This is a genomic window from Pseudomonas fluorescens (genome assembly GCF_002837185.1).
GTDB lineage: Bacteria > Pseudomonadota > Gammaproteobacteria > Pseudomonadales > Pseudomonadaceae > Aquipseudomonas > Aquipseudomonas fluorescens_AM.
Map to the genome: position 1 here is coordinate 47,865 of NZ_KZ477992.1, position 20,353 is coordinate 68,217.

20 protein-coding genes, 1 tRNA gene and 1 pseudogene are annotated in these 20,353 nt (G+C 56.7%); 15 read left to right on the forward strand and 7 right to left on the reverse strand.

The window, feature by feature from the left end; all coding sequences use genetic code 11:
• Positions 1-148 precede the first annotated feature (148 nt).
• From CIB54_RS09885 to CIB54_RS09905, 5 genes and pseudogenes are all read right to left on the reverse strand, one after another.
• On the reverse strand, positions 149-472 hold the full coding sequence (locus tag CIB54_RS09885) for a hypothetical protein (protein ID WP_065951242.1): 324 nt from the start codon (positions 470-472) through the stop codon (positions 149-151).
• Positions 473-520: 48 nt separating this feature from the next.
• Entirely contained in the window at positions 521-2,905 is a 2,385-nt protein-coding gene (locus tag CIB54_RS09890) for a PAS domain-containing protein (RefSeq protein WP_101219746.1), read from the reverse strand.
• A 501-nt stretch (positions 2,906-3,406) separates the two neighbouring features.
• Positions 3,407-3,544: a hypothetical protein gene (locus tag CIB54_RS27280; protein WP_157829702.1), complete on the reverse strand. Its 138-nt coding sequence runs from the start codon at positions 3,542-3,544 to the stop codon at positions 3,407-3,409.
• Positions 3,545-3,890: 346 nt separating this feature from the next.
• Positions 3,891-4,112, reverse strand: a pseudogene (locus tag CIB54_RS09900) (hypothetical protein); the annotation flags it as partial.
• Between the two features lie 52 nt (positions 4,113-4,164).
• Complete coding sequence (locus CIB54_RS09905) at positions 4,165-5,211, reverse strand: DUF4062 domain-containing protein (RefSeq protein WP_101219691.1); 1,047 nt, start codon at positions 5,209-5,211, stop codon at positions 4,165-4,167.
• Positions 5,212-5,771: 560 nt separating this feature from the next.
• Between CIB54_RS09905 and CIB54_RS09910 the strand changes: the two genes are divergently transcribed.
• A complete protein-coding gene (locus CIB54_RS09910) occupies positions 5,772-6,092 on the forward strand; it encodes a DUF3077 domain-containing protein (protein ID WP_101219692.1) in 321 nt (106 codons plus the stop codon).
• A gap of 267 nt (positions 6,093-6,359) precedes the next feature.
• Complete coding sequence (locus CIB54_RS09915) at positions 6,360-7,643, forward strand: hypothetical protein (protein WP_232790540.1); 1,284 nt, start codon at positions 6,360-6,362, stop codon at positions 7,641-7,643.
• 270 nt (positions 7,644-7,913) lie between these two features.
• On the opposite strand, the gene CIB54_RS09920 is transcribed toward CIB54_RS09915, so the two are convergent.
• Positions 7,914-7,998: transfer RNA gene (locus tag CIB54_RS09920), tRNA-Leu, on the reverse strand.
• 108 nt (positions 7,999-8,106) lie between these two features.
• Here CIB54_RS09920 and queA point away from each other — a divergent pair.
• The 6 genes from queA to CIB54_RS09950 all read left to right on the forward strand — a co-directional run bounded on the left by queA (position 8,107) and on the right by CIB54_RS09950 (position 14,179).
• Positions 8,107-9,156 (forward strand): tRNA preQ1(34) S-adenosylmethionine ribosyltransferase-isomerase QueA, encoded by a 1,050-nt coding sequence (gene queA / locus CIB54_RS09925; RefSeq protein ID WP_101219693.1) that lies wholly within the window; start codon positions 8,107-8,109, stop codon positions 9,154-9,156.
• A gap of 5 nt (positions 9,157-9,161) precedes the next feature.
• Positions 9,162-10,277 carry a tRNA guanosine(34) transglycosylase Tgt gene (tgt, locus tag CIB54_RS09930; RefSeq protein WP_162303237.1) on the forward strand — a complete coding sequence of 372 codons (1,116 nt, stop codon included), beginning with the start codon at positions 9,162-9,164 and terminating at the stop codon, positions 10,275-10,277.
• Positions 10,278-10,320: 43 nt separating this feature from the next.
• The gene (yajC, locus tag CIB54_RS09935; RefSeq protein WP_003175975.1) at positions 10,321-10,659 is read left to right on the forward strand and encodes a preprotein translocase subunit YajC; all 339 of its coding nucleotides are present in this window, start codon (positions 10,321-10,323) and stop codon (positions 10,657-10,659) included.
• A 62-nt stretch (positions 10,660-10,721) separates the two neighbouring features.
• Positions 10,722-12,590 carry a protein translocase subunit SecD gene (secD, locus tag CIB54_RS09940; protein WP_101219694.1) on the forward strand — a complete coding sequence of 623 codons (1,869 nt, stop codon included), beginning with the start codon at positions 10,722-10,724 and terminating at the stop codon, positions 12,588-12,590.
• Positions 12,591-12,599: 9 nt separating this feature from the next.
• The gene (secF, locus tag CIB54_RS09945) at positions 12,600-13,514 is read left to right on the forward strand and encodes a protein translocase subunit SecF (RefSeq protein ID WP_065892375.1); all 915 of its coding nucleotides are present in this window, start codon (positions 12,600-12,602) and stop codon (positions 13,512-13,514) included.
• A gap of 122 nt (positions 13,515-13,636) precedes the next feature.
• A complete protein-coding gene (locus CIB54_RS09950; RefSeq protein ID WP_005791197.1) occupies positions 13,637-14,179 on the forward strand; it encodes a glycine zipper 2TM domain-containing protein in 543 nt (180 codons plus the stop codon).
• Positions 14,180-14,399: 220 nt separating this feature from the next.
• On the opposite strand, the gene suhB is transcribed toward CIB54_RS09950, so the two are convergent.
• Entirely contained in the window at positions 14,400-15,215 is an 816-nt protein-coding gene (gene suhB, locus CIB54_RS09955; protein ID WP_003175971.1) for a type III secretion system regulator SuhB, read from the reverse strand.
• A 145-nt stretch (positions 15,216-15,360) separates the two neighbouring features.
• On the opposite strand from suhB, the gene trmJ reads away from it, so the two are divergent.
• From trmJ to hscB, 7 genes are all read left to right on the forward strand, one after another.
• On the forward strand, positions 15,361-16,131 hold the full coding sequence (trmJ, locus tag CIB54_RS09960) for a tRNA (cytosine(32)/uridine(32)-2'-O)-methyltransferase TrmJ (RefSeq protein ID WP_065951247.1): 771 nt from the start codon (positions 15,361-15,363) through the stop codon (positions 16,129-16,131).
• Between the two features lie 2 nt (positions 16,132-16,133).
• On the forward strand, positions 16,134-16,916 hold the full coding sequence (cysE, locus tag CIB54_RS09965) for a serine O-acetyltransferase (protein ID WP_065951248.1): 783 nt from the start codon (positions 16,134-16,136) through the stop codon (positions 16,914-16,916).
• 301 nt (positions 16,917-17,217) lie between these two features.
• On the forward strand, positions 17,218-17,709 hold the full coding sequence (gene iscR, locus CIB54_RS09970) for a Fe-S cluster assembly transcriptional regulator IscR (protein WP_003194020.1): 492 nt from the start codon (positions 17,218-17,220) through the stop codon (positions 17,707-17,709).
• A gap of 50 nt (positions 17,710-17,759) precedes the next feature.
• Complete coding sequence (locus tag CIB54_RS09975; protein WP_065951249.1) at positions 17,760-18,974, forward strand: IscS subfamily cysteine desulfurase; 1,215 nt, start codon at positions 17,760-17,762, stop codon at positions 18,972-18,974.
• Between the two features lie 99 nt (positions 18,975-19,073).
• Positions 19,074-19,460, forward strand: coding sequence for a Fe-S cluster assembly scaffold IscU (gene iscU / locus CIB54_RS09980; RefSeq protein ID WP_003175965.1), 387 nt, complete (start codon positions 19,074-19,076; stop codon positions 19,458-19,460).
• A gap of 28 nt (positions 19,461-19,488) precedes the next feature.
• Positions 19,489-19,812, forward strand: a complete 324-nt coding sequence (iscA, locus tag CIB54_RS09985; RefSeq protein WP_003175963.1) for an iron-sulfur cluster assembly protein IscA — start codon at positions 19,489-19,491, stop codon at positions 19,810-19,812.
• An 8-nt stretch (positions 19,813-19,820) separates the two neighbouring features.
• On the forward strand, positions 19,821-20,342 hold the full coding sequence (gene hscB / locus CIB54_RS09990; RefSeq protein WP_065892372.1) for a co-chaperone HscB: 522 nt from the start codon (positions 19,821-19,823) through the stop codon (positions 20,340-20,342).
• Positions 20,343-20,353 lie beyond the last annotated feature (11 nt).

Sequence of the window (20,353 nt, forward strand, 5' to 3'; positions counted from 1 at the left end):
GAGGGCGGCTTTTTGGGTGAGGTTTATGGGGGCGGCGGGAGGCTGAGCCATGACGGATACTCGGGTAGGTGAGGACAGTCAGGTTAGCCAGAAGAATGGCGCAGGGCTTGAACGATCATGCAATAGGCGTCATTGCGCTGTTCCGAATTCAAGCCTGCCGCAATTTGCCCGCGAGCCAAGATAGCGCCATCGCCGGAATCGAGAGAAAAGCCGCATACAGGATGCCGACACCCAGCAACGGGGAAGCACCTGAGGTGACCAACATCACTGGGATCTGAGCAAGCATTACGACGGCACCTGCGGACCACTGGGCGCTTTTTTGCAGGGCTCCAAGAATCACCGACAGAGCAAGCGCGGCGGGGTAGATGAGGGTCCAATAATTAGCCAGGTCCCATGGCTCTTTAGTCCCCGTGACTGCTGAAACAACAGTCCAAAAAAATAGGGAAACAACACAGGTGGCGATGAGTGCCATGATTTTCCTATTTCACTTTGTCGAAAGGCCGTTGGACGCAATCGAAATTTATTTCGATCGCAGTGAAGCCCTGCGCTTTACCACGTTGGCAAGCAAGCGGGAAAGCGATTCGATTGAATAAGGTTTCTGCAATAGCTCGAACCGCTGACCACCCGCTTCAATTTTGGCGAACTCGGAGCTGTAGCCTGTGGTGAGGACCACTGGCAACCATGGATAAAGTACTTCGATACGTTCGAACAACTCGATCCCGCTCATGCCGGGCATCGTGATATCTGAGAAGACGACATGAAAATTTTCCGGGTTAGTTGAGAGCGCGGTAAGCGCCTCCCGCGCGCCAGGTACCCAATGGACGGTATAACCCAGCTGCTGCAGAGTAGCAGAAGTGAAAGTCCCGATATCTTCATTGTCCTCTACAACCAGCACCGCATATCCCTCGCCGCACTCCGTAACTGCAGGTGCGGCATCAATGGTCTTTTGCACGAATGCCTCGACCCGTGGCAGATACAGAGTAAACGTGCTGCCAACACCCTCACAGCTACTGACCAGGACCTCTCCGCCTGATTGCTTTGCAAACCCGAAGACTTGAGACAGACCGAGTCCGGTGCCTTGCCCCACACCTTTGGTCGTGTAGAAGGGCTCAAAGATGCGCTCTAATTTGTCTGCAGAAATTCCTGTGCCGGTATCGGATATAGAAACCGTCACGAAATTTCCAGGACGTTCGGGGTGTGAGCGTACTGCGGGGAGCGATGTATTCGTATTAACGCTGATTGAAAGCTCCCCAACACCGCCCATTGCGTCCCGAGCGTTAACGAGCATGTTTACCAGCGCGGTCTCGAACTGGCTTACATCGGCATTGATAAAACACGGCTCATCACAGATATCGATGGTCACACTGATCCGTGACCCAGTGAGTGTGTCCATCATTTCGCCTATTCGCACAACACTCTCGCCAGCGTTAAAGATTTCCGGTTGCAGCTTTTGTCGTCGTGCAAATGCCAACAACTGGCTGGTCAACCGCGCCGCACGCTCTACCGTACTTGAAATCGCTTTGATGTATTTATCGCGGCGATCTTCTGATAGGACTGGGCTGCTGAGAAGATCTGTACAGGACTTGATAACCGTCAGTAGATTATTGAAATCGTGGGCGACACCACCCGTGAGCTGCCCAATGGCTTCCAGCTTTTGCGATTGCCGCAGCGCCTCCTCTGAACGCTTCAATGCCTCGTTGGCATCTTCCTCCGCTTGAGTATCCCGGCCAACAGCGTGGATAAAGTCTTTATCCGGCACCGCCGTCCAGGAGATGGTGCGATATGAGTTATCCGAATGCCGGTAGCGATTCTTGAAAGTAGGGAAATGCTCCCCTCGTTTCAGATCGGTCATCGCATCAATCGTCCGCTCCAAGTCATCAGGGTGAACGAAGTCAAGAAATTGGCTATTTATGAGATGTTCTTCAGGCCATCCCAGCGTTTTACTCCACGCAGGGTTGACCGCCGAGATTTTCCCATCGAAATGAGCGACCAGCATGAGGTCTGCGGAAAGCCGCCAAATTCGATCTCGGTCCTGGGTTTTCTCGACAACTTGCTGCTCCAACGACTCGTTGAGTTTGGCCAATGCATTTTGGGCATCACGCAGGGCTGTCATGTCGCGAGACACGCTAAGGATTTTTTCGGGTTTCCCATCCGAGCCAAAAATAGGACTGACTTGAACGTGCCACCATTTCAGCGTCCCGCCCATGGTGAAAGCAGATCCCATAAAGCTGGCACTCTTACCTTCGCGAGCAGATTGCACCGCAGCCTTGGCATCCAAGTTTCCCTGATCCTGCCAGAAGTCAGGCCATGGACAGCCCCGTATTTCATTGAAATCACTGACTTCCATGATCTCTTTACCCAACTCGCTCATGAACGTCAGGCGGGCGTCCAGATCCAGTACTTTGATGCAGTCGTTTATGCTCGCGAGAACACGGTCGGTGAATGCCTCGTTCTCCTCCAGTTTCAGCGCTCCGTGAACCTGCGTCGTGGTTTCGTGGACAAGGCAGAACATTCCTTCAGGCTTTCCAGTATCCCCATGCAGTGGCGAAAACGAGAATGACCAGAAAGTCAGCTCGGTCACCCCCTCCCGAACAAGTGTAATCGGATGGTTTTCAAAGCGGCTTGCCTGCCCCTGAAGCGCGCTTTGCGCAATGGTGCGTACTTGCTCCCATGCTTGGCCCCAAATCCAATGAATCGGCGCGCCTAAGGCAACTTCTGGCGCGCACGGGAGATTGATGAGGTAAGCGTCATTGAAGAACAGTTGTAACGTGTCTCCCCACACGAGGTACATGCTGTCGGGGGAGTTCAGCATCAGACTGAGTGAACTTTTGAGCGCCATAGGCCAAGATTCTCTGGCCCCCAGAGGGGTTGCAGACCAATCCGTTTCGCGTATGAGGCGCCCCATATCTCCGCCACCGGCAGGGAGGTCAAACGAAACCATGTACTTGAAAGCTCCCTCGGCCAAAAGGTGGCCAATACGCTGCGAGAATAGAGCAGGCATGATGTCATTCATGCCCGCTGCACAGCCATCTATAAAAAAAACTGGAGGTGCCTTCGGTCGGTTTTGGAGTCAGGCTCTGGTGCTGTGTTCAACGTAATGCGTGAAGTGAATCGTCCCAGGATTCATGAGGTCGCCGAGTGAGCGTTTCTGGCCGGTTGCTGCCGTGCGCGACCGGCAACTCTCAGTTGTTGTTGCCGACCCGAACTGGAATCAGGGGCAGATTAGATTTGAAATAATCGTGGTTTGACCCCGGTTTTAAGGGCGGCTTTTTGGGTGAGGTTTATGGGGGCGGCGGGAGGCTGAGCCATGACGGATACTCGGGTAGGTGAGGACAGTCAGGTTAGCCAGAAGAATGGCGCAGGGCTTGAACGATCATGCAATAGGCGTCACTGCGCTGTTCCGAATTCAAGCCTGCCGCAATTTGCCCGCGAGCCAAGATAGCGCCATCGCCGGAATCGAGAGAAAAGCCGCATACAGGATGCCGACACCCAGCAACGGGGAAACACCTGAGGTAACCAACATCACTGGGATCTGAGCAAGCATTACGACGGCACCTGCGGACCACTGGGCGCTTTTCAGCGCGGCTCCAAGCAGCGCTGACAGAGCAAGCGCTGCGGGATAGATGAGGGTCCAATAACTGGCCAGGTCCCAAGGCTCTTTAGTCCCTGTGACTGCTGAAACAACAGTCCAAAAAAAACAGGGACACAATGCAAGTAGCAGTGAATGCCATGATTTTCTTTTTTTTCCCGGACATATGATCGCTCCCTCGCTCCGCGTGGGAATGCATCCCGTGACGCTGCGCGCCACTCTAGCGCAATTGCCGGATTCTGCGCTGAGAGTGGGACGCGGAGCGTCCGGGGCGGCATTACCACGCAGAGCGTGGGAACGATCAACTGGCCGCCGCAATCAACCCGCGTCGTTGCAAAGCCACTTGCGCCTCCTCTGGATTCATCCGCACCAGGTTCACTGGAATGGATTTCGCCGCCGGTGTGTTACTGCGGCTATCCCGATTTGCCAGTGGCAGCAAACCGTTGGTTTCCGGGTAGTACGCGGCGCAACAGCCTTGCGGCACGTCGAAGGGGATGACTTTGAAGCCGGGCGCACGACGCGGAACGCAAAATGCTCATGTAAATATATCCGTCCCTTATCTGTTTTTTCTCTGACTAAACGGGTTCAGTTGTATCGTCTGAAGTTTCAGATGCTTCAACAATGGAAGGTAATCCCGCTTCCAGTTGAAAACGGCGTATGTTTTTTATGACTTTTTTGCCTAGTGTCGTTAATGACCAATATTCCGCATTGTCACTCAAGGAGTGTTTCTTCTTTGATGGTTCCACTAAGTCTAAAGCTGCTAAGTCGGCTAATATTCCAGCGACGATATTGGATCCTACTGGGTAATTTTTGAAGTATCCTGTTCCCGATAACCCTAGTGCGATATTTTGGGCAATTCCTAACTTACTGTTTTCACCAAGTAAGTGTGGGCCGATATGCTGGAAAATATTGGCAAGAGTGGTTTCGTGGATTTTTCCATTTTCCCACTTTGAGGTTTTTCTGATGCGAATATACATTTTATTAGATGACAAAATTCGAACTGATGCGTGCACTTCATCTTCTTGGAGTACTTGCGTTTTTTTGTGATTTTCGAGCTCTGTTCGAAGCTCGGAGTTCTCATGGCTAAGTCTTGTTAGCTCACGAGTTACCTCAGGGCCAGCGACCTCATCCGCTCTTATCCATCCTGTCCTGGGGTATGCAGTAATTGCCTTCATCAGTGCAATTGAAATTTTCCCGTGCAATTCGTCTTTATTTTGCCAAAATTGTATAAGTTTGGTTTTTATTTTTCGTTTGAAGTCAGTAAGCTTTTTTCTTGAATCTGAATCTGGCTCTTGCTGGTCGTTTGGCCATAGCGCTCCATCCGAAATAATAAAAGCTAAAATTGGTACTCCTAAAGAAATTGCATAATCATATTCTTTTTCTGTGTAGCTAATTCCTTGAGTATCTAAAGAGCCATATCTATGGGCTACTATAAGAACATAGTAGTCGCTGTCTCGGATTTGCCGAGTAATTATAGCCCACTGCTCTTCGTCTGCCGCGCTGAACATCTCCATTCCCATAGGTATATGACCCATATCTAATACTGCTTTCATTGCCTGATCTCTGTGATCTCTTAGGTCTTGAAAGGTTGAGCTTATAAATACCTGATATTTTTTGGACATGAAGAATATCCTTATATTGATGCTCAGAGAAGGTTAGATGTCTTCTGCAGGCTGGGGTAGTTGTGAGCCGAAAGATCAAGCTTTAGGAATAAATTTGTAATTTACGCTACTATTTTGACATTGCTTTGTCTATGGGGAATTTTCATTGGTTGTGGAGTTCTGTATTCGGTCAGGTGTGTTGTCATCTTTAGTAAATCTTCGAGACAACTCTGCTGTGCCGGTTTGCCATTCCCTCCGCTAAATTTGCATTGTCGCTTTTATATTGCGACCGGGCCTGGAAACCCGTGGAACAATAGCGTACAGGTGCCACTATTTCATCACGACTGCTGGTATTGTTGTGCCAGCATATCCGTGTTATGGCGGCTGTGCGCGGGAGGCCCTCGGGTCTGCCGGGTTCCTATTGTCCCGGTTTTCCAGCCTGCGCATAGCTGCCACCCATTCGCCTGGGAGCGAACGTGGCGGCCCTTTTCTACAGTAGGAGCCAAGCCAATGAGCATTTCTGAAAGGACATACCCTCGCAACACCGTCCTCAAAACCTCCGCGCATTTCGGTGGTGCCCAATGATCAACCCACCCCTCGACAAAACCCTCGGCGTCATCACCTTTTCCACCTGCGGCAAACAGCCCAACCTCCACCGCCTTTTCCGCGTCAATTCCGGCGTACCCATCTGCGATGCCCTGGAGCATGCCTCCGAGCTTCTGCACTGTTCCAAAATGCTGGCATTTGATGCAGCGATGGATAACAGCGCAGATCGCTATGCCTGGGCGGCGTATTATTTGGGGGAGATGGCGAAGGCGGTTGTGGATGATTTGGCGAAGGGGATGTTGCCGAATGGGGTGGTGGAGGAGGGGAATCGGTTGGTGTGTAGGCAGGTGGTTTGAGGGTGTTTGGGCTGGCGTCTTCGCAGGCCAGCTCTTACAGTGGGCCGTGTTTCAGGTCGGCAGTGGGCGGTGAGGAATGAATCTGTGGACTGCCCACTTTTCGACAGGCGAAAAAAAGACCTTGAATTCCAAGGTCTTTTTTTAAGATGGTGTCTGAGGGAAACTCGCTTCCGCCATATTTTACAAGGGTTTCAGGCGAGTTTGGAAGTTAGGGATACACCTGGGGATACATAAGGCATAGTGCTTCGTTTGTACTCGACGTTGCTTGTGAATCAAATCACGATTAACTTTGATGGCCATTTGATCATACTGCAGGGCGCAATGATGAATCGTAGGGAAGCGAGAGATTATCTTTTTTGTGATGGGGATGCATCGAACTCCATGACAGCCCAAATCAACGGCGCTTGTGCGGAAGCAAGCAAGCTGCCTGAACGCCGTTTACTTGAGACTGATCCTGAGGCGTTGGTTGCTTACTTCGTGGAAAAGTACGGCGTTGAAATACCTACTCTGCTTCGCGATGAAATCGTGGCGTCTCAGCATGAACGTCAAGTCGAGATCTACGATCATTGGGACAAGCAGATCAGGCTGGTGCCCGGTGAAGCATACGATTTTGAAGTCCCTTTCGTGGGGGAGGCGGATGTTTTTAAACTGCGTCCCAATTCATTCGACATGTCACCTCCGAGAGCTTTGGTTCGCAAGCAGCAGCTAGCCTTTACTATCTCGGATCGTTCACTAACGCCGGAAGCGGTAAAGTCTGAGTTAGATTCGACCTTAGCTTCGGTTGAAAAATATTTAGAATCACATCGTCGTCAGTGGGCAGGCTTTCCCCAGCAATTGGCAAATGCGCTGAGAGCTGAGATCGATGCACGCCGCAGCAAGCTCCTTGCGCAAAAGGAAAATGCCTCGAAGCTTTCTGGCATGGGGATTCGCCTAAAAGAAAAGGAAGGAGATGCTCGTAGCTACATTTCTCCGACTGTGAAACAAAAGGTAATCCCCCAATTACCTCCGATGACTCCCGCCGTTGCTCCTGAGCCAACACTGGATTTGAAGCAATACGAAACGATCCTTGGCCTTGTGCGAGGTGCTGGTAGAAGTATCGAGCAAAGCTCATCCCGCACGCGAAAGCTAGATGAAGAATCGCTCAGAGATCTCTTCTTGGTTCCCCTGAACGCCCATTTCGGAACTGCCACAGGAGAGGCATTCAACTATCAAGGTAAAACCGACGTGCTCATACGGCATGGCGAGGGCAACCTCTTTGTAGCTGAGTTCAAGATCTGGGGTGGGGACAAGCGTTTCCTGGCCACGATTGATCAGCTACTGAGCTACCTCTCTTGGCGTGACACTAAGACAGCGATTGTGATGTTCAATCGGAATTCCAGCTTCACAGCGGTAATTCAGAAGATGCGAGTGTTGATAAAGAGCCATCCTCGCTACGTGAGCGGCCCTGTAAACTTGGATGAAACGAGTGACCGTTATGTGTTTTCTCTGCCGCAAGATAATGAGAGAAGGGTGATCATCTCGCTATTGGCATTCGACCTCGGTACCGATTGAGATTGGAGTTTTTTGTTCGAGGGGGACCCTGAGGCAATGCTCGCGGTAAGGGGTCAGAAGCCCGCGGGACCGCGTGGTGGAGGAAGGTAATGCGGTTGGTGTGTAGGCAGGTGGTTTGAGAGTGTTGGGGCTGGCGCAATCGCAGGCAAGCCAGCTCCCACATTTGGACTGTTTTTCAGGTTGGAAGTGGGCGGTGGGGGATGAATCCGCTGGTGTCACTTTTCTACAGACGAAAAAAAAGACCTTGAATTTCAAGGTCTTTCTTTAAGATGGTGCCCCGAGGGAGAATCGAACTCCCACTTCTTTCGAAAACGGATTTTGAATCCGCCGCGTCTACCAATTCCGCCATCAGGGCTCAATGGCGGCGAAGTATAGAGATGAGATTACCGTTGGTCAATCACGTTTCATGGTCAATTTTGACTATTTCCGCTAGACTCCCCGGCCCTGCTAGACGAACCCCATCATGCGCGTTGCTGACTTTACTTTTGAGCTCCCTGATTCGCTGATCGCTCGCCACCCTTTGGCCGAGCGTCGCGCCAGTCGACTGCTGACCCTGGACGGGCCGAGCGGTGCCCTCGCACACCGTCAATTCACTGATTTGCTTGAGCATTTGCGCCCGGGCGATTTGATGGTGTTCAACAATACCCGGGTGATTCCGGCGCGGCTGTTTGGCCAGAAAGCTTCCGGCGGCAAGCTGGAAATTCTGGTGGAGCGGGTGCTGGACAGCCATCGCGTGCTGGCCCATGTGCGCTCCAGCAAGTCGCCGAAACCGGGGTCGAGCATCCTGATTGATGGCGGTGGCGAGGCCGAGATGATCGCGCGTCATGATGCGTTGTTCGAGCTCAGGTTTGCCGAAGAGGTGTTGCCGCTGCTGGAGCGTGTCGGCCATATGCCGTTGCCTCCTTATATAGACCGCCCCGACGAAGACGCGGACCGCGAGCGCTATCAGACGGTGTACTCGCAGCGCCTCGGTGCCGTTGCGGCGCCGACGGCAGGGCTGCATTTCGACCAGCCGCTGCTGGATGCGATTGCCGCCAAGGGCGTCGAAACCGCCTATGTGACCCTGCACGTGGGGGCTGGGACGTTTCAGCCGGTGCGTGTGGAGAACATCGAAGACCATCATATGCACAGCGAATGGCTGGAAGTCGGCCAGGACGTGGTGGATGCGGTTAACGCGTGCAAGGCGCGCGGCGGGCGGGTGGTGGCGGTGGGCACCACCAGCGTGCGCTCGCTGGAGAGCGCGGCGCGCGATGGTGTGCTCAAGCCGTTCAGTGGCGATACCGATATCTTTATTTTCCCGGGCCGGCCGTTTCATGTGGTCGATTGCCTGGTCACCAACTTTCATTTGCCGGAATCCACGCTGTTGATGCTGGTGTCGGCCTTTGCCGGTTACCCGGAAACCATGGCGGCTTATCAAGCGGCCATTGCCAACGAGTACCGCTTTTTCAGCTACGGTGATGCGATGTTCATCACCCGTAACCCGGCGCCGCGCGGCCCTGAGGACAACTTATGAGTCGTATGTCGTTTGAACTGCTGGCCACCGACGGCAAGGCCCGTCGTGGTCGCCTGACTTTCCCGCGCGGCACCGTGGAGACCCCGGCGTTCATGCCGGTCGGCACCTACGGCACCGTCAAGGGCATGCTGCCCCGTGACATCGTCGCCACCGGCGCCGAGATCATCCTCGGCAACACCTTCCACCTGTGGCTGCGCCCGGGCACGGAAGTGATCAAGAAGCACGGCGACCTGCATGACTTCATGAAGTGGCAAGGCCCGATCCTCACCGACTCCGGTGGTTTCCAGGTGTTCAGCCTGGGCGCCATGCGCAAGATCAAGGAGGAGGGCGTGACCTTCGCCTCGCCGGTGGACGGCTCCAAAGTGTTCATGGGCCCGGAAGAGTCGATGCAGGTGCAGCGCGACTTGGGCTCGGACATCGTGATGATTTTTGACGAGTGCACGCCGTACCCGGCTGACGAAGACGTGGCGCGCATCTCCATGGAACTGTCCCTGCGTTGGGCCCAGCGTTCGAAGAATGCCCACGGTGACAACACCGCGGCGCTGTTCGGCATCGTCCAGGGTGGCATGCATGAAAGCCTGCGCAAGCGCTCGCTGGAAGGCCTCGACAAGATCGGCTTCGACGGCCTGGCCATCGGCGGTTTGTCGGTGGGCGAGCCCAAGCACGAGATGATCAAGGTGCTCGATTACCTGCCGGGCCTGATGCCCGCAGAAAAACCTCGTTACCTTATGGGCGTTGGCAAACCGGAAGATCTCGTAGAGGGTGTGCGCCGCGGTGTGGACATGTTCGATTGCGTGATGCCAACCCGTAATGCCCGCAATGGGCATCTGTTCATCGATACAGGCGTGCTGAAGATCCGTAACGCGTTCCATCGCCATGATGATTCGCCGCTCGATCCAACCTGCGATTGCTACACCTGCCAGAACTTCTCCCGTGCTTATCTGCACCATCTGGACAAGTGCGGGGAAATGCTGGGTAGCATGTTGAATACCATCCACAATTTGCGTCACTACCAAGTCCTGATGGCTGGTTTGCGCGAGGCTATTCAACAGGGTACATTGGCCGCCTTCGTCGATGCCTTCTATGCCAAGCGCGGGCTCCCTGTGCCGCCCTTGGACTGAGTTTCCCGACCCTAAGATTCACTATTTGCAACTGGAGTGCTAAATGAGCTTTTTTATCTCTAACGCCATGGCTGACGCCGCCGCGCCTGCTGCTGCCGGCCCGATGGGCGGTGGTTTCGAGTGGATTTTCCTGGTCGGCTTCCTGGTCATCTTCTACCTGATGATCTGGCGTCCACAGGCCAAGCGCGCCAAAGAGCAGAAGAACCTGCTGGGCAGCCTGCAGAAAGGCGACGAAGTCGTGACCACTGGCGGTATCGCCGGCAAGATCACCAAGGTTTCCGATGCTTTCGTGGTTCTGGAAGTCTCCGACACCGTGGAAATGAAGTTCCAGAAGGGCGCCATCGCCGCCACGCTGCCAAAAGGCACGCTCAAAGCGATCTGAGTAACAACCTTTACCAATCGACGGGGCGCGCAAGGCGCCCCGCGTTATAAGCGGGCGGCGTGATGCTGAACAAATACCCTCTGTGGAAATACGTACTGATCCTGGCGGTGCTGGCGATCGGTTTTATTTATTCCGCTCCCAATCTCTATCCTGATGACCCGGCGATCCAGATCTCTGGCGCCAGCACTTCGCTGCAGGTCAATCAGGCTGATCTGGAACGCGCGAGCAAAGCGCTGACTGACGCGGGCATCCAGGTTAAAGCGGCAACCTTGGCAGCTGGTTCCAAAGGCGGCTTGTTGCGCCTGACCAAGCAAGAAGACCAATTGCCGGCCAAGGACGTCGTACGCAAGGTCATGGGTGACGACTATGTTGTCGCGCTGAACCTGGCACAGACCACGCCACAATGGCTGCGCAGCATTGGCGCGCACCCGATGAAGCTGGGTCTGGACTTGTCCGGTGGTGTGCACTTCCTGCTGGAAGTCGACATGGACAAAGCCCTCGACGCACGCCTGAAAGTGTATGAAGGCGACGTCAAGAGCCTGCTGCGCAAAGAGAAGCTGCGGTATCGCAGCCTGCCGCAGCTCAACGGTGCCATCCAGCTGGGTTTTGCTGACGAAGCGTCCCGCGAACAGGCTCGTACGCTGATCCGCAAGAGCTTCAATGATTTCGACATCGTACCGGCCGACCTCAACGGTCAGGCGGTGCTGCGTCTGGCGATGAGCCCGGCCAAGATCGCGGAAATCCGCGAATACTCCATCAAGCAGAACTTGACCACGGTGCGTAACCGCGTCAACGAGCTGGGTGTGGCCGAGCCGATCGTGCAGCGCCAGGGCGCCAACCGCATCGTGGTTGAACTGCCGGGCGTGCAGGACACCGCTGAAGCCAAGCGTATCCTGGGTAAAACCGCCAACCTGGAATTCCGCCTCGCGGCTGAGCCGGGTGCTACCCGTGCGACTTCCGAAGAGTTCGAGTTCCGTGAAGGCAACCGTCCTCCAGCCCTGATCGAGCGTGGCCTGATCATCACCGGTGACCAGGTCACCGATGCCAAGGCCGGTTTCGGCGAGCACGGCACGCCTGAAGTGAACATCCGCCTGGATGGCCACGGCGGCGAGCTGATGAGCCGCGCCACGCGCAGCAACGTCGGTCGCAGCATGGCGGTGATCTTCATCGAGCAGCGCCCGGTTACCACCTACACCAAGCAGATGGTCAACGGCGTCGAGAAAGACGTGCCGGTACAGACCTTCAAGGAAGAGAAGAAGATCATCAGCCTGGCGACCATCCAGTCGCCGCTGGGTGCGCAATTCCGTATCACTGGTTTGAACGGCCAGGGCGAATCTTCGGAACTGGCCCTGCTGCTGCGTGCCGGTGGCCTGGCGGCGCCGATGTACTTCGCTGAAGAGCGCACCATCGGCCCGAGCCTGGGTGCCGACAACATTACCAAGGGGGTCGATGCGGCGCTGTGGGGCATGTTGTTCGTGTCGCTGTTCATCATCGCCATCTATCGCTTCTTCGGCGTGATCGCCACCGTGGCCCTGGCGGGCAACATGGTCATGCTGCTGGCGCTGATGTCGCTGCTGGGCGCCACGCTGACCCTGCCGGGTATCGCCGGTATCGTTCTCACCATGGGTATGGCGGTGGACGCCAACGTGCTGATCTTCTCGCGGATCCGCGAAGAGATCGCGGCGGGCATGACCGTACAGCGTGCAATCAACGAAGGCTTCGGCCGGGCATTTACCGCGATTCTCGACTCCAACCTGACCACCTTGCTGGTCGGCGGGATTCTCTTTGCCATGGGCACCGGCCCGGTCAAAGGTTTTGCGGTGACCATGTCCCTCGGTATCTTTACCTCGATGTTCACGGCCATCATGGTGACCCGCGCAATGGTCAACCTGATCTTTGGCGGGCGTGACTTCAAGAAGTTGTGGATTTAAGGGGCTGCCATGTTACGTACAATCAACTTCATGGGCGTTCGCAACGTTGCGTTCGGCGTCACCGTGCTCCTTACCGTTCTGGCGTTGTTCAGCTGGTTCCATAAGGGCCTGAACTACGGTCTGGACTTTACCGGCGGTACGCTCATCGAGCTGACCTACGAGAAGCCGGCCGACGTCACCCTGGTACGCGACGAGCTGGTCAAGGCCGGCTATCACGAGGCGGTGGTGCAGAGCTTCGGCGCCACTACCGACTTGCTGGTGCGCATGCCTGGCGAAGACCCGCAATTGGGCCACCAGGTGGCCGAGGCCTTGCAGAAGGTCGGCGGCGACAACCCGGCCTCGGTCAAGCGCGTAGAGTTCGTCGGCCCGCAAGTGGGTGAAGAACTGCGCGACCAGGGCGGCCTCGGCATGCTGATGGCGCTGGTCGGCATCATGATCTACCTGGCCTTCCGCTTTCAGTGGAAATTCGGGGTCGGCGCCATCGTGTCGCTGATCCACGACGTGATCGTGACCGTGGGTATCCTGGCGTACTTCCAGATCACGTTCGATCTGACCGTATTGGCGGCTGTGCTGGCGATCATTGGTTACTCGCTCAACGACACCATCGTGGTATTCGACCGGGTTCGTGAGAACTTCCGTGTACTGCGCAAGGCCACGTTGATCGAGAACATCAACATCTCCACCACCCAGACCCTGCTGCGGACCATGGCGACGTCGATCTCCACCTTGCTGGCGATCGCGGCGCTGATGATCTTCGGTGGCGACAACCTGTGGGGCTTCTCCCTGGCGCTGTTCATCGGCGTTCTGGCCGGTACCTACTCGTCGATCTATATCGCCAACGTGGTACTGATCTGGCTGAACCTCAACAGCGAAGACCTGATTCCTCCGGCCAGCACTGGCAAGGAGGTCGACGACCGTCCTTGATGGGCGTTTGTTGATCGGCGGTACAAGAAAGGCACGAGATTGAACTCGTGCCTTTTTTTTGGCTCCAAGGCTGGGTATAGCGCGGATCTTTCGGTCCGCTTGTGATGGTCAGGAGGTTCAACGTGAACAAGTCGTTGCTGGTTGGTGCGGTATTGGGTGCTGTCGGTGTGACTGCCGGGGGCGCTGTTGCCACCTACAGCCTGGTAAAAAGCGGCCCTGAGTATGCGCAAGTGCTGGCGGTACAGCCGGTAAAAACCCAGATCAAAACCCCGCGTGAGGTCTGCAAGGACGTCACCGTGACCCGGCAGCGTCCGGTGCAGGATCAGCATCAAATCGCCGGTACCGTCGTAGGCGCGCTGGCAGGCGGCCTGCTCGGCAACCAGATCGGTGGCGGGAACGGCAAGAAGCTGGCAACGGTTGCCGGCGCGGTCGGTGGCGGTTACGCGGGTAACAAGGTTCAGGAAGGTATGCAGAACCGCGATACCTACACCACTACCCAGACTCGCTGTAACACCGTGAACGACATCAGCGACAAGGTTGTTGGCTATGACGTGCGTTACAACCTGGATGGCAAGGAAGGTACTGTGCGTATGGAGCGTGATCCAGGCGGCCAGATTCCAGTGGACAAGGAAGGGCGTCTGATCCTGGGCCAGAACCAGCAGTAATCCCCGGCTTGGAACAGATTCAAAACCTGTGCAGTTCAAAATGTGGGAGGGGGCTTGCCCCCGATAGCGGTGGATCAGTCAGCTGGTTATTTGCTGACCCACTGCAATCGGGGGCAAGCCCCTCCCACATTTGATCTGTATTGCTGCTGATGGCTGGGGCTGGCTCAAATCCCAGGCATAAAAAAAGCACCCCTCGGGGTGCTTTTTTGTGCTCGCTCGCTTAACGCTTCAGCGAAGCCGGCAGATGCGGCTGGATCGCCGTCAGCACTGCCTTGAAGCATTTGGTGTTGCCGGCAACCACGTGGCCTTTCTCCAGGAAGTCGTGCCCGCCGGTGAAGTCGCTCACCAGGCCGCCAGCTTCCTGAATCAGCAGGGCGCCCGCAGCCATGTCCCACTCGGACAGGCCCGACTCCCAGAATGCGTCAAAACGACCGGCGGCCACGTAGGCCAGGTCCAGGCTCGCTGCGCCAGCGCGACGGATGCCTGCAGTCTGGCCAACCAGGGCGCGGAACATGCCCAGGTAGTTTTCCAGGTTGTCCATCTGGTCGTCACGGAACGGGAAGCCGGTGCCCAGCAGGGCGCCGTCCAGGCTGGTGCGGCCGCTGACACGCAGGCGGCGACCATTGAGCTGGGCGCCACGGCCACGGCTGGCGGTGAATTCTTCCTGGCGGACCGGGTCCAGAACTACGGCGTGTTCCAGGCGGCCACGGTATTTGCAGGCAATGCTTACGGCAAAATGCGGGATGCCGCGCAGGAAGTTGGTGGTGCCATCCAGTGGGTCGATGATCCACAGGTAGTCTTCGCCTTCGCCGCTGCCTTTGTGCAGGCCGGTTTCTTCACCGAGGATGCCGTGGGTAGGGTAGGCCTTGCGCAGGGCGTCGATGATTTTCTGTTCGGCGGCGCGATCCACCTCGGATACATAATCCTTGGCGTCTTTTTCGTCGACCTTGATGGTATCCAGGCGCTCGATAGAGCGGAAGATCAATTCACTGGCGCTGCGGGCGGCGCGCAGCGCGATATTCAGCATGGGCTGCATGGATAGGTCACCTAAGGTTGTTAAAGAAAGCCGGGCAGTTTAGCAGAAACTTTCTTCAGGTGAAGGGCGACGTTAGCTTTCGTGGCATAACCCTGGGCGCTTCTGTAAGATTTGCTCCCCTTTCCCGTGTCCGAGAGCGCCTCCCTTGCTGCAAAACATCCGTGTCGTTTTGGTCAATACCAGTCATCCCGGCAACATCGGTGGGGTGGCGCGAGCCATGAAAAACATGGGGCTGACGCGGCTGGTGCTGGTCGAGCCACGTGTGTTTCCGCACCATGAGGCCGATGCCCGCGCATCCGGCGCCAATGACATCCTGGAAAACGCCCAGGTTGTCGCCACCCTGGAAGACGCCCTGGTCGGCTGCAATCTGGTGCTCGGCACCAGTGCCCGCGACCGCCGCATTCCCTGGCCGCTGCTGGACCCGCGTGAGTGCGGCACCAAAGTGGTGGAAGAGGCGGCCGGTGGCGCAGAAATCGCCCTGGTATTTGGCCGTGAAGACTCCGGCCTGACCAATGAAGAGCTGCAGCGATGTCATTACCACGTGCACATTCCATCAGACCCTGAGTTCAGTTCGCTGAACCTGGGTGCGGCGGTGCAGGTGCTGACTTACGAAGTGCGCATGGCCTGGCTGGCGGCTGAAGGCCAGCCGAGCAAGATGGAGAAGGACGAAGTGGCGTCGACCAAAAGTGGCGAGCTGGCCACAATGGACGAGCTGGAGCGGTTCTATGAGCACCTGGAGCACACCCTGGTGGCCATCGAGTTCCTCGATCCTGAAAAACCACGGCACTTGATGGCGCGCCTGCGCCGCCTTTATGGACGCAGCTCGGTCAGCCGGGCGGAAATGAATATATTGCGTGGCATCCTCACGGAAACCCAGAAAGCGGCCCGTGGCGAGCTCCTTAAGCGGAAGGATTAAAGATGTTCGAGCGTTTGCGAGAAGATATCCAGAGTGTTTTCCACCGGGACCCGGCGGCGCGCAACGCCTTTGAAGTGCTGACCTGCTACCCGGGCATGCACGCGATCTGGATTCACCGCCTGTCCGGCGCCTTGTGGGGCATGGGGTGGAAATGGCTGGCACGGCTGGTGTCGAACTTCGGGCGCTGGCTGACCGGGATCGAAATTCACCCGGGCGCCAAGGTCGGTCGTCGCTTCTTTATCGACCATGGCATGGGCATCGTGATTGGCGAGACCGCCGAGATTGGCGATGACGTAACGCTCTATCAGGGTGTCACCCTGGGCGGTACCACCTGGAATAAAGGCAAGCGCCACCCGACGCTGGGCGACGGCGTGGTGGTGGGCGCAGGTGCCAAGGTGCTTGGTCCGTTCACTGTGGGCGCCGGTGCCAAAGTCGGCTCCAATGCCGTGGTCACCAAGGCAGTGCCGCCCGGCGCGACGGTGGTGGGTATTCCTGGTCGGATCATCGTCAAGCCGGAAGTCGGCGACGAGCAGGAGGCCAAGCGCAAGGCCATGGCCGAGAAGATCGGCTTCGATGCCTATGGCGTCAGCGAAGACATGCCTGACCCGGTGGCGCGTGCCATTGGCCAATTGCTTGATCACCTGCAAGCGGTGGATGGCAAGCTGGAGGGCATGTGTGGCGCACTGAAGGACTTGGGCAGCCCGTACTGTGCGAAGGATCTTCCTGAGCTCCGCGAAGAAGACTTCGCCGAGATCAAGGACGAAGCCGCTACCAAGGCAAGCTGAGATCTCGGAATCACCAGAGATCCCCTGTGGGAGGGGGCTTGCCCCCGATGGCGGTTGATCAGCCGGCCTATTTGGCAACTGACCCACCGCTATCGGAGGCAAGCCCCCTCCCACATTTGACCTTTGTTGTGCCTGGCATCGCTGGTTGTCCGGTGCCGCTGTTCGACCCCGGCCCAGCCTGCTATGATTCGCGCGCCCTTTTTACGGGTAATCCTGACTAAAGTACTAGGTCTTATAGTTGACTTAAATACTCGGGAATCGCATACTTGCTCCCATTCTGAAACACCTTGGTACCTTGTCCATGAGACTGACTACAAAAGGCCGATACGCGGTGACTGCCATGCTTGACCTGGCTTTGCACGCGCAAACTGGGCCGGTGTCCCTGGCCGATATCTCCGAGCGCCAAGGCATTTCCCTGTCCTACCTCGAGCAGCTGTTCGCCAAATTGCGCCGCAGCAACCTGGTTTCCAGCGTGAGAGGGCCAGGTGGTGGCTATCAATTGTCCCGCGATATGCAGGGCATCCAGGTAGCCCAGGTGATCGACGCGGTCAACGAATCCGTCGATGCGACCAAATGCCAGGGCCTGGGTGATTGCCACGCCGGCGACACCTGCCTGACGCACCACTTGTGGTGTGACCTGAGCCTGCAGATCCATGAGTTTTTGAGTGGTATCAGCTTGGCTGATCTTGTGACTCGCCGTGAGGTGCAAGAAGTAGCCCAGCGTCAGGACCAGCGCCGTTGCAACACCAAGGCGCCGCGTCTGGACAAGATCGAAGCGTCCGCCGTCGAGTGACAGCCGCAGAGCTAACGGCACGCCAGCCAGCCTGATTTAGGAGAAAGTCCATGAAATTGCCGATTTACCTTGATTACTCAGCGACCACCCCGGTTGATCCGCGTGTCGCGCAAAAGATGAGTGAATGCCTGCTGGTTGACGGAAACTTCGGCAACCCGGCCTCCCGTTCCCACGTGTTCGGCTGGAAAGCCGAGGAAGCGGTCGAGAACGCTCGTCGTCAGGTCGCCGACCTGGTGGGCGCCGACCCGCGCGAAATCGTCTGGACCTCCGGTGCCACCGAGTCCGACAACCTGGCAATCAAGGGCGCGGCGCATTTCTACGCGACCAAAGGCAAGCACCTGATCACCACCAAGATTGAGCACAAGGCTGTCCTCGACACCATGCGCCAACTGGAACGTGAAGGTTTCGAGGTCACCTACCTCGAGCCGACCACAGACGGTATCGTCACTCCGGCCATGATCGAAGCGGCGCTGCGTGAAGACACCATCCTGGTTTCCGTGATCCACGTGAACAACGAAATCGGCACGATCAACGATATTGAAGCGATCGGCGAGCTGACCCGTTCCAAGGGCATCCTGCTGCACGTCGACGCCGCTCAGTCCACCGGCAAGGTCGAGATCGACCTGTCCAAGCTGAAAGTCGACCTGATGTCGTTCTCCGCCCACAAGACCTACGGCCCCAAAGGCATCGGCGCCCTCTACGTAAGCCGCAAGCCGCGCGTACGTATCGAAGCCACCATGCACGGCGGCGGTCACGAGCGCGGCATGCGTTCGGGCACCCTGGCGACCCACCAGATCGTCGGCATGGGCGAAGCCTTCCGCGTAGCCAAGGAAGACATGGCTGCCGAAAACGTGCGCATCAAGGCCCTGAGCGACCGCTTCTACAAGCAGGTCGAGAACCTTGAAGAGCTGTACATCAACGGCAGCATGACGGCTCGTGTACCGCACAACCTGAATTTGAGCTTCAACTACGTCGAAGGCGAGTCGCTGATCATGGCGCTCAAGGACCTGGCGGTTTCGTCCGGTTCGGCCTGCACCTCGGCGTCCCTTGAGCCTTCGTACGTATTGCGTGCCCTGGGCCGCAACGACGAACTGGCACACAGCTCGATCCGCTTTACCTTCGGCCGCTTCACCACTGAAGAGCAAGTCGACTACGCGGCGCAGAAAGTCTGCGAAGCCGTCAACAAGCTGCGCGTTCTGTCGCCGCTGTGGGACATGTACAAAGACGGTGTCGACATTTCCAAGATCGAGTGGGCGGCACACTAAATATAGAAGCCGCCACCCCAGCTCTGTAGCAACGTGGCGGAAAACGCAGGCGTTACTACAGGGTTCCAGAGCGGCCCTGATGAGTGAGGATTCAGTACCATGGCTTACAGCGAAAAGGTCATCGACCACTACGAAAACCCGCGCAACGTCGGCAAGATGAACGCGGAAGACCCTGATGTCGGCACTGGCATGGTCGGCGCTCCGGCGTGCGGCGATGTGATGCGCCTGCAGATCAAGGTCAACGACGCTGGCGTTATCGAAGACGCCAAGTTCAAGACCTACGGCTGCGGTTCGGCCATCGCCTCCAGCTCCCTGGCGACCGAATGGATGAAAGGCAAGACCCTGGATGAGGCTGTCACCATCAGCAACACCCAGCTGGCCGAAGAACTGGCCCTGCCGCCGGTGAAAATTCACTGCTCCGTACTCGCCGAGGACGCCATCAAGGCGGCCGTTCGCGACTACAAGCAGAAGAAAGGCTTGATCTAAGTATTTGGCGACGAGTAAGGAGTCAACGATGGCTATCAGCATGACAGAAGCGGCTGCGCAGCACATTCGCCGCTCCCTGAATGGGCGCGGTAAAGGTGAGGGGATTCGTCTGGGTGTTCGCACCACGGGCTGTTCCGGCCTTGCCTACGTGCTGGAGTTTGTCGACGAGGTGGTTGCGGAAGACCAGGTGTTCGAAAGTCACGGCGAGAAAGTGATCATCGACCCGAAAAGCCTGACCTACCTGGACGGCACCGAGCTCGATTTCGTCAAGGAAGGGTTGAACGAAGGCTTCAAGTTCAACAACCCCAACGTACGCGGTGAATGTGGCTGCGGCGAAAGCTTCAACATCTGAGGCTTCTTGTGGGTACTCCTTGTCATTTCGCTTTATTCGAGCTGCAGCCGAGCTTTCGGCTGGATCTTGAGCAGCTTGCCACGCGCTATCGAGAATTGGCGCGTGGCGTGCATCCGGACCGCTTCGCCGATGCTTCCGAGCGTGAGCAACGCCTGGCGCTGGAGCAATCGGCCAGCCTCAACGAAGCCTATCAGACGCTCAAAAGCCCCCCGAAACGCGCACGTTATCTACTGGCGATGAAGGGCGGCGAGTTGCCGATGGAAGTCACCGTGCATGACCCGGACTTCCTGATGCAGCAGATGCAATGGCGCGAAGAACTCGAAGACTTGCAGGACGAAGCCGACGTGGCTGGCGTCGCGGTCTTCAAGCGTCGTCTGAAAGCGGCCCAGGATGAGCTCAACGAAAGCTTCGCAGCCTGTTGGGATGATGCTGCGCAACGCGAACAGGCCGAACGCCTGATGCGGCGCATGCAGTTTCTCGACAAGCTCACCTACGAAGTGCGCCAGCTAGAAGAGCGCCTCGACGATTAACCCAGTGTGCT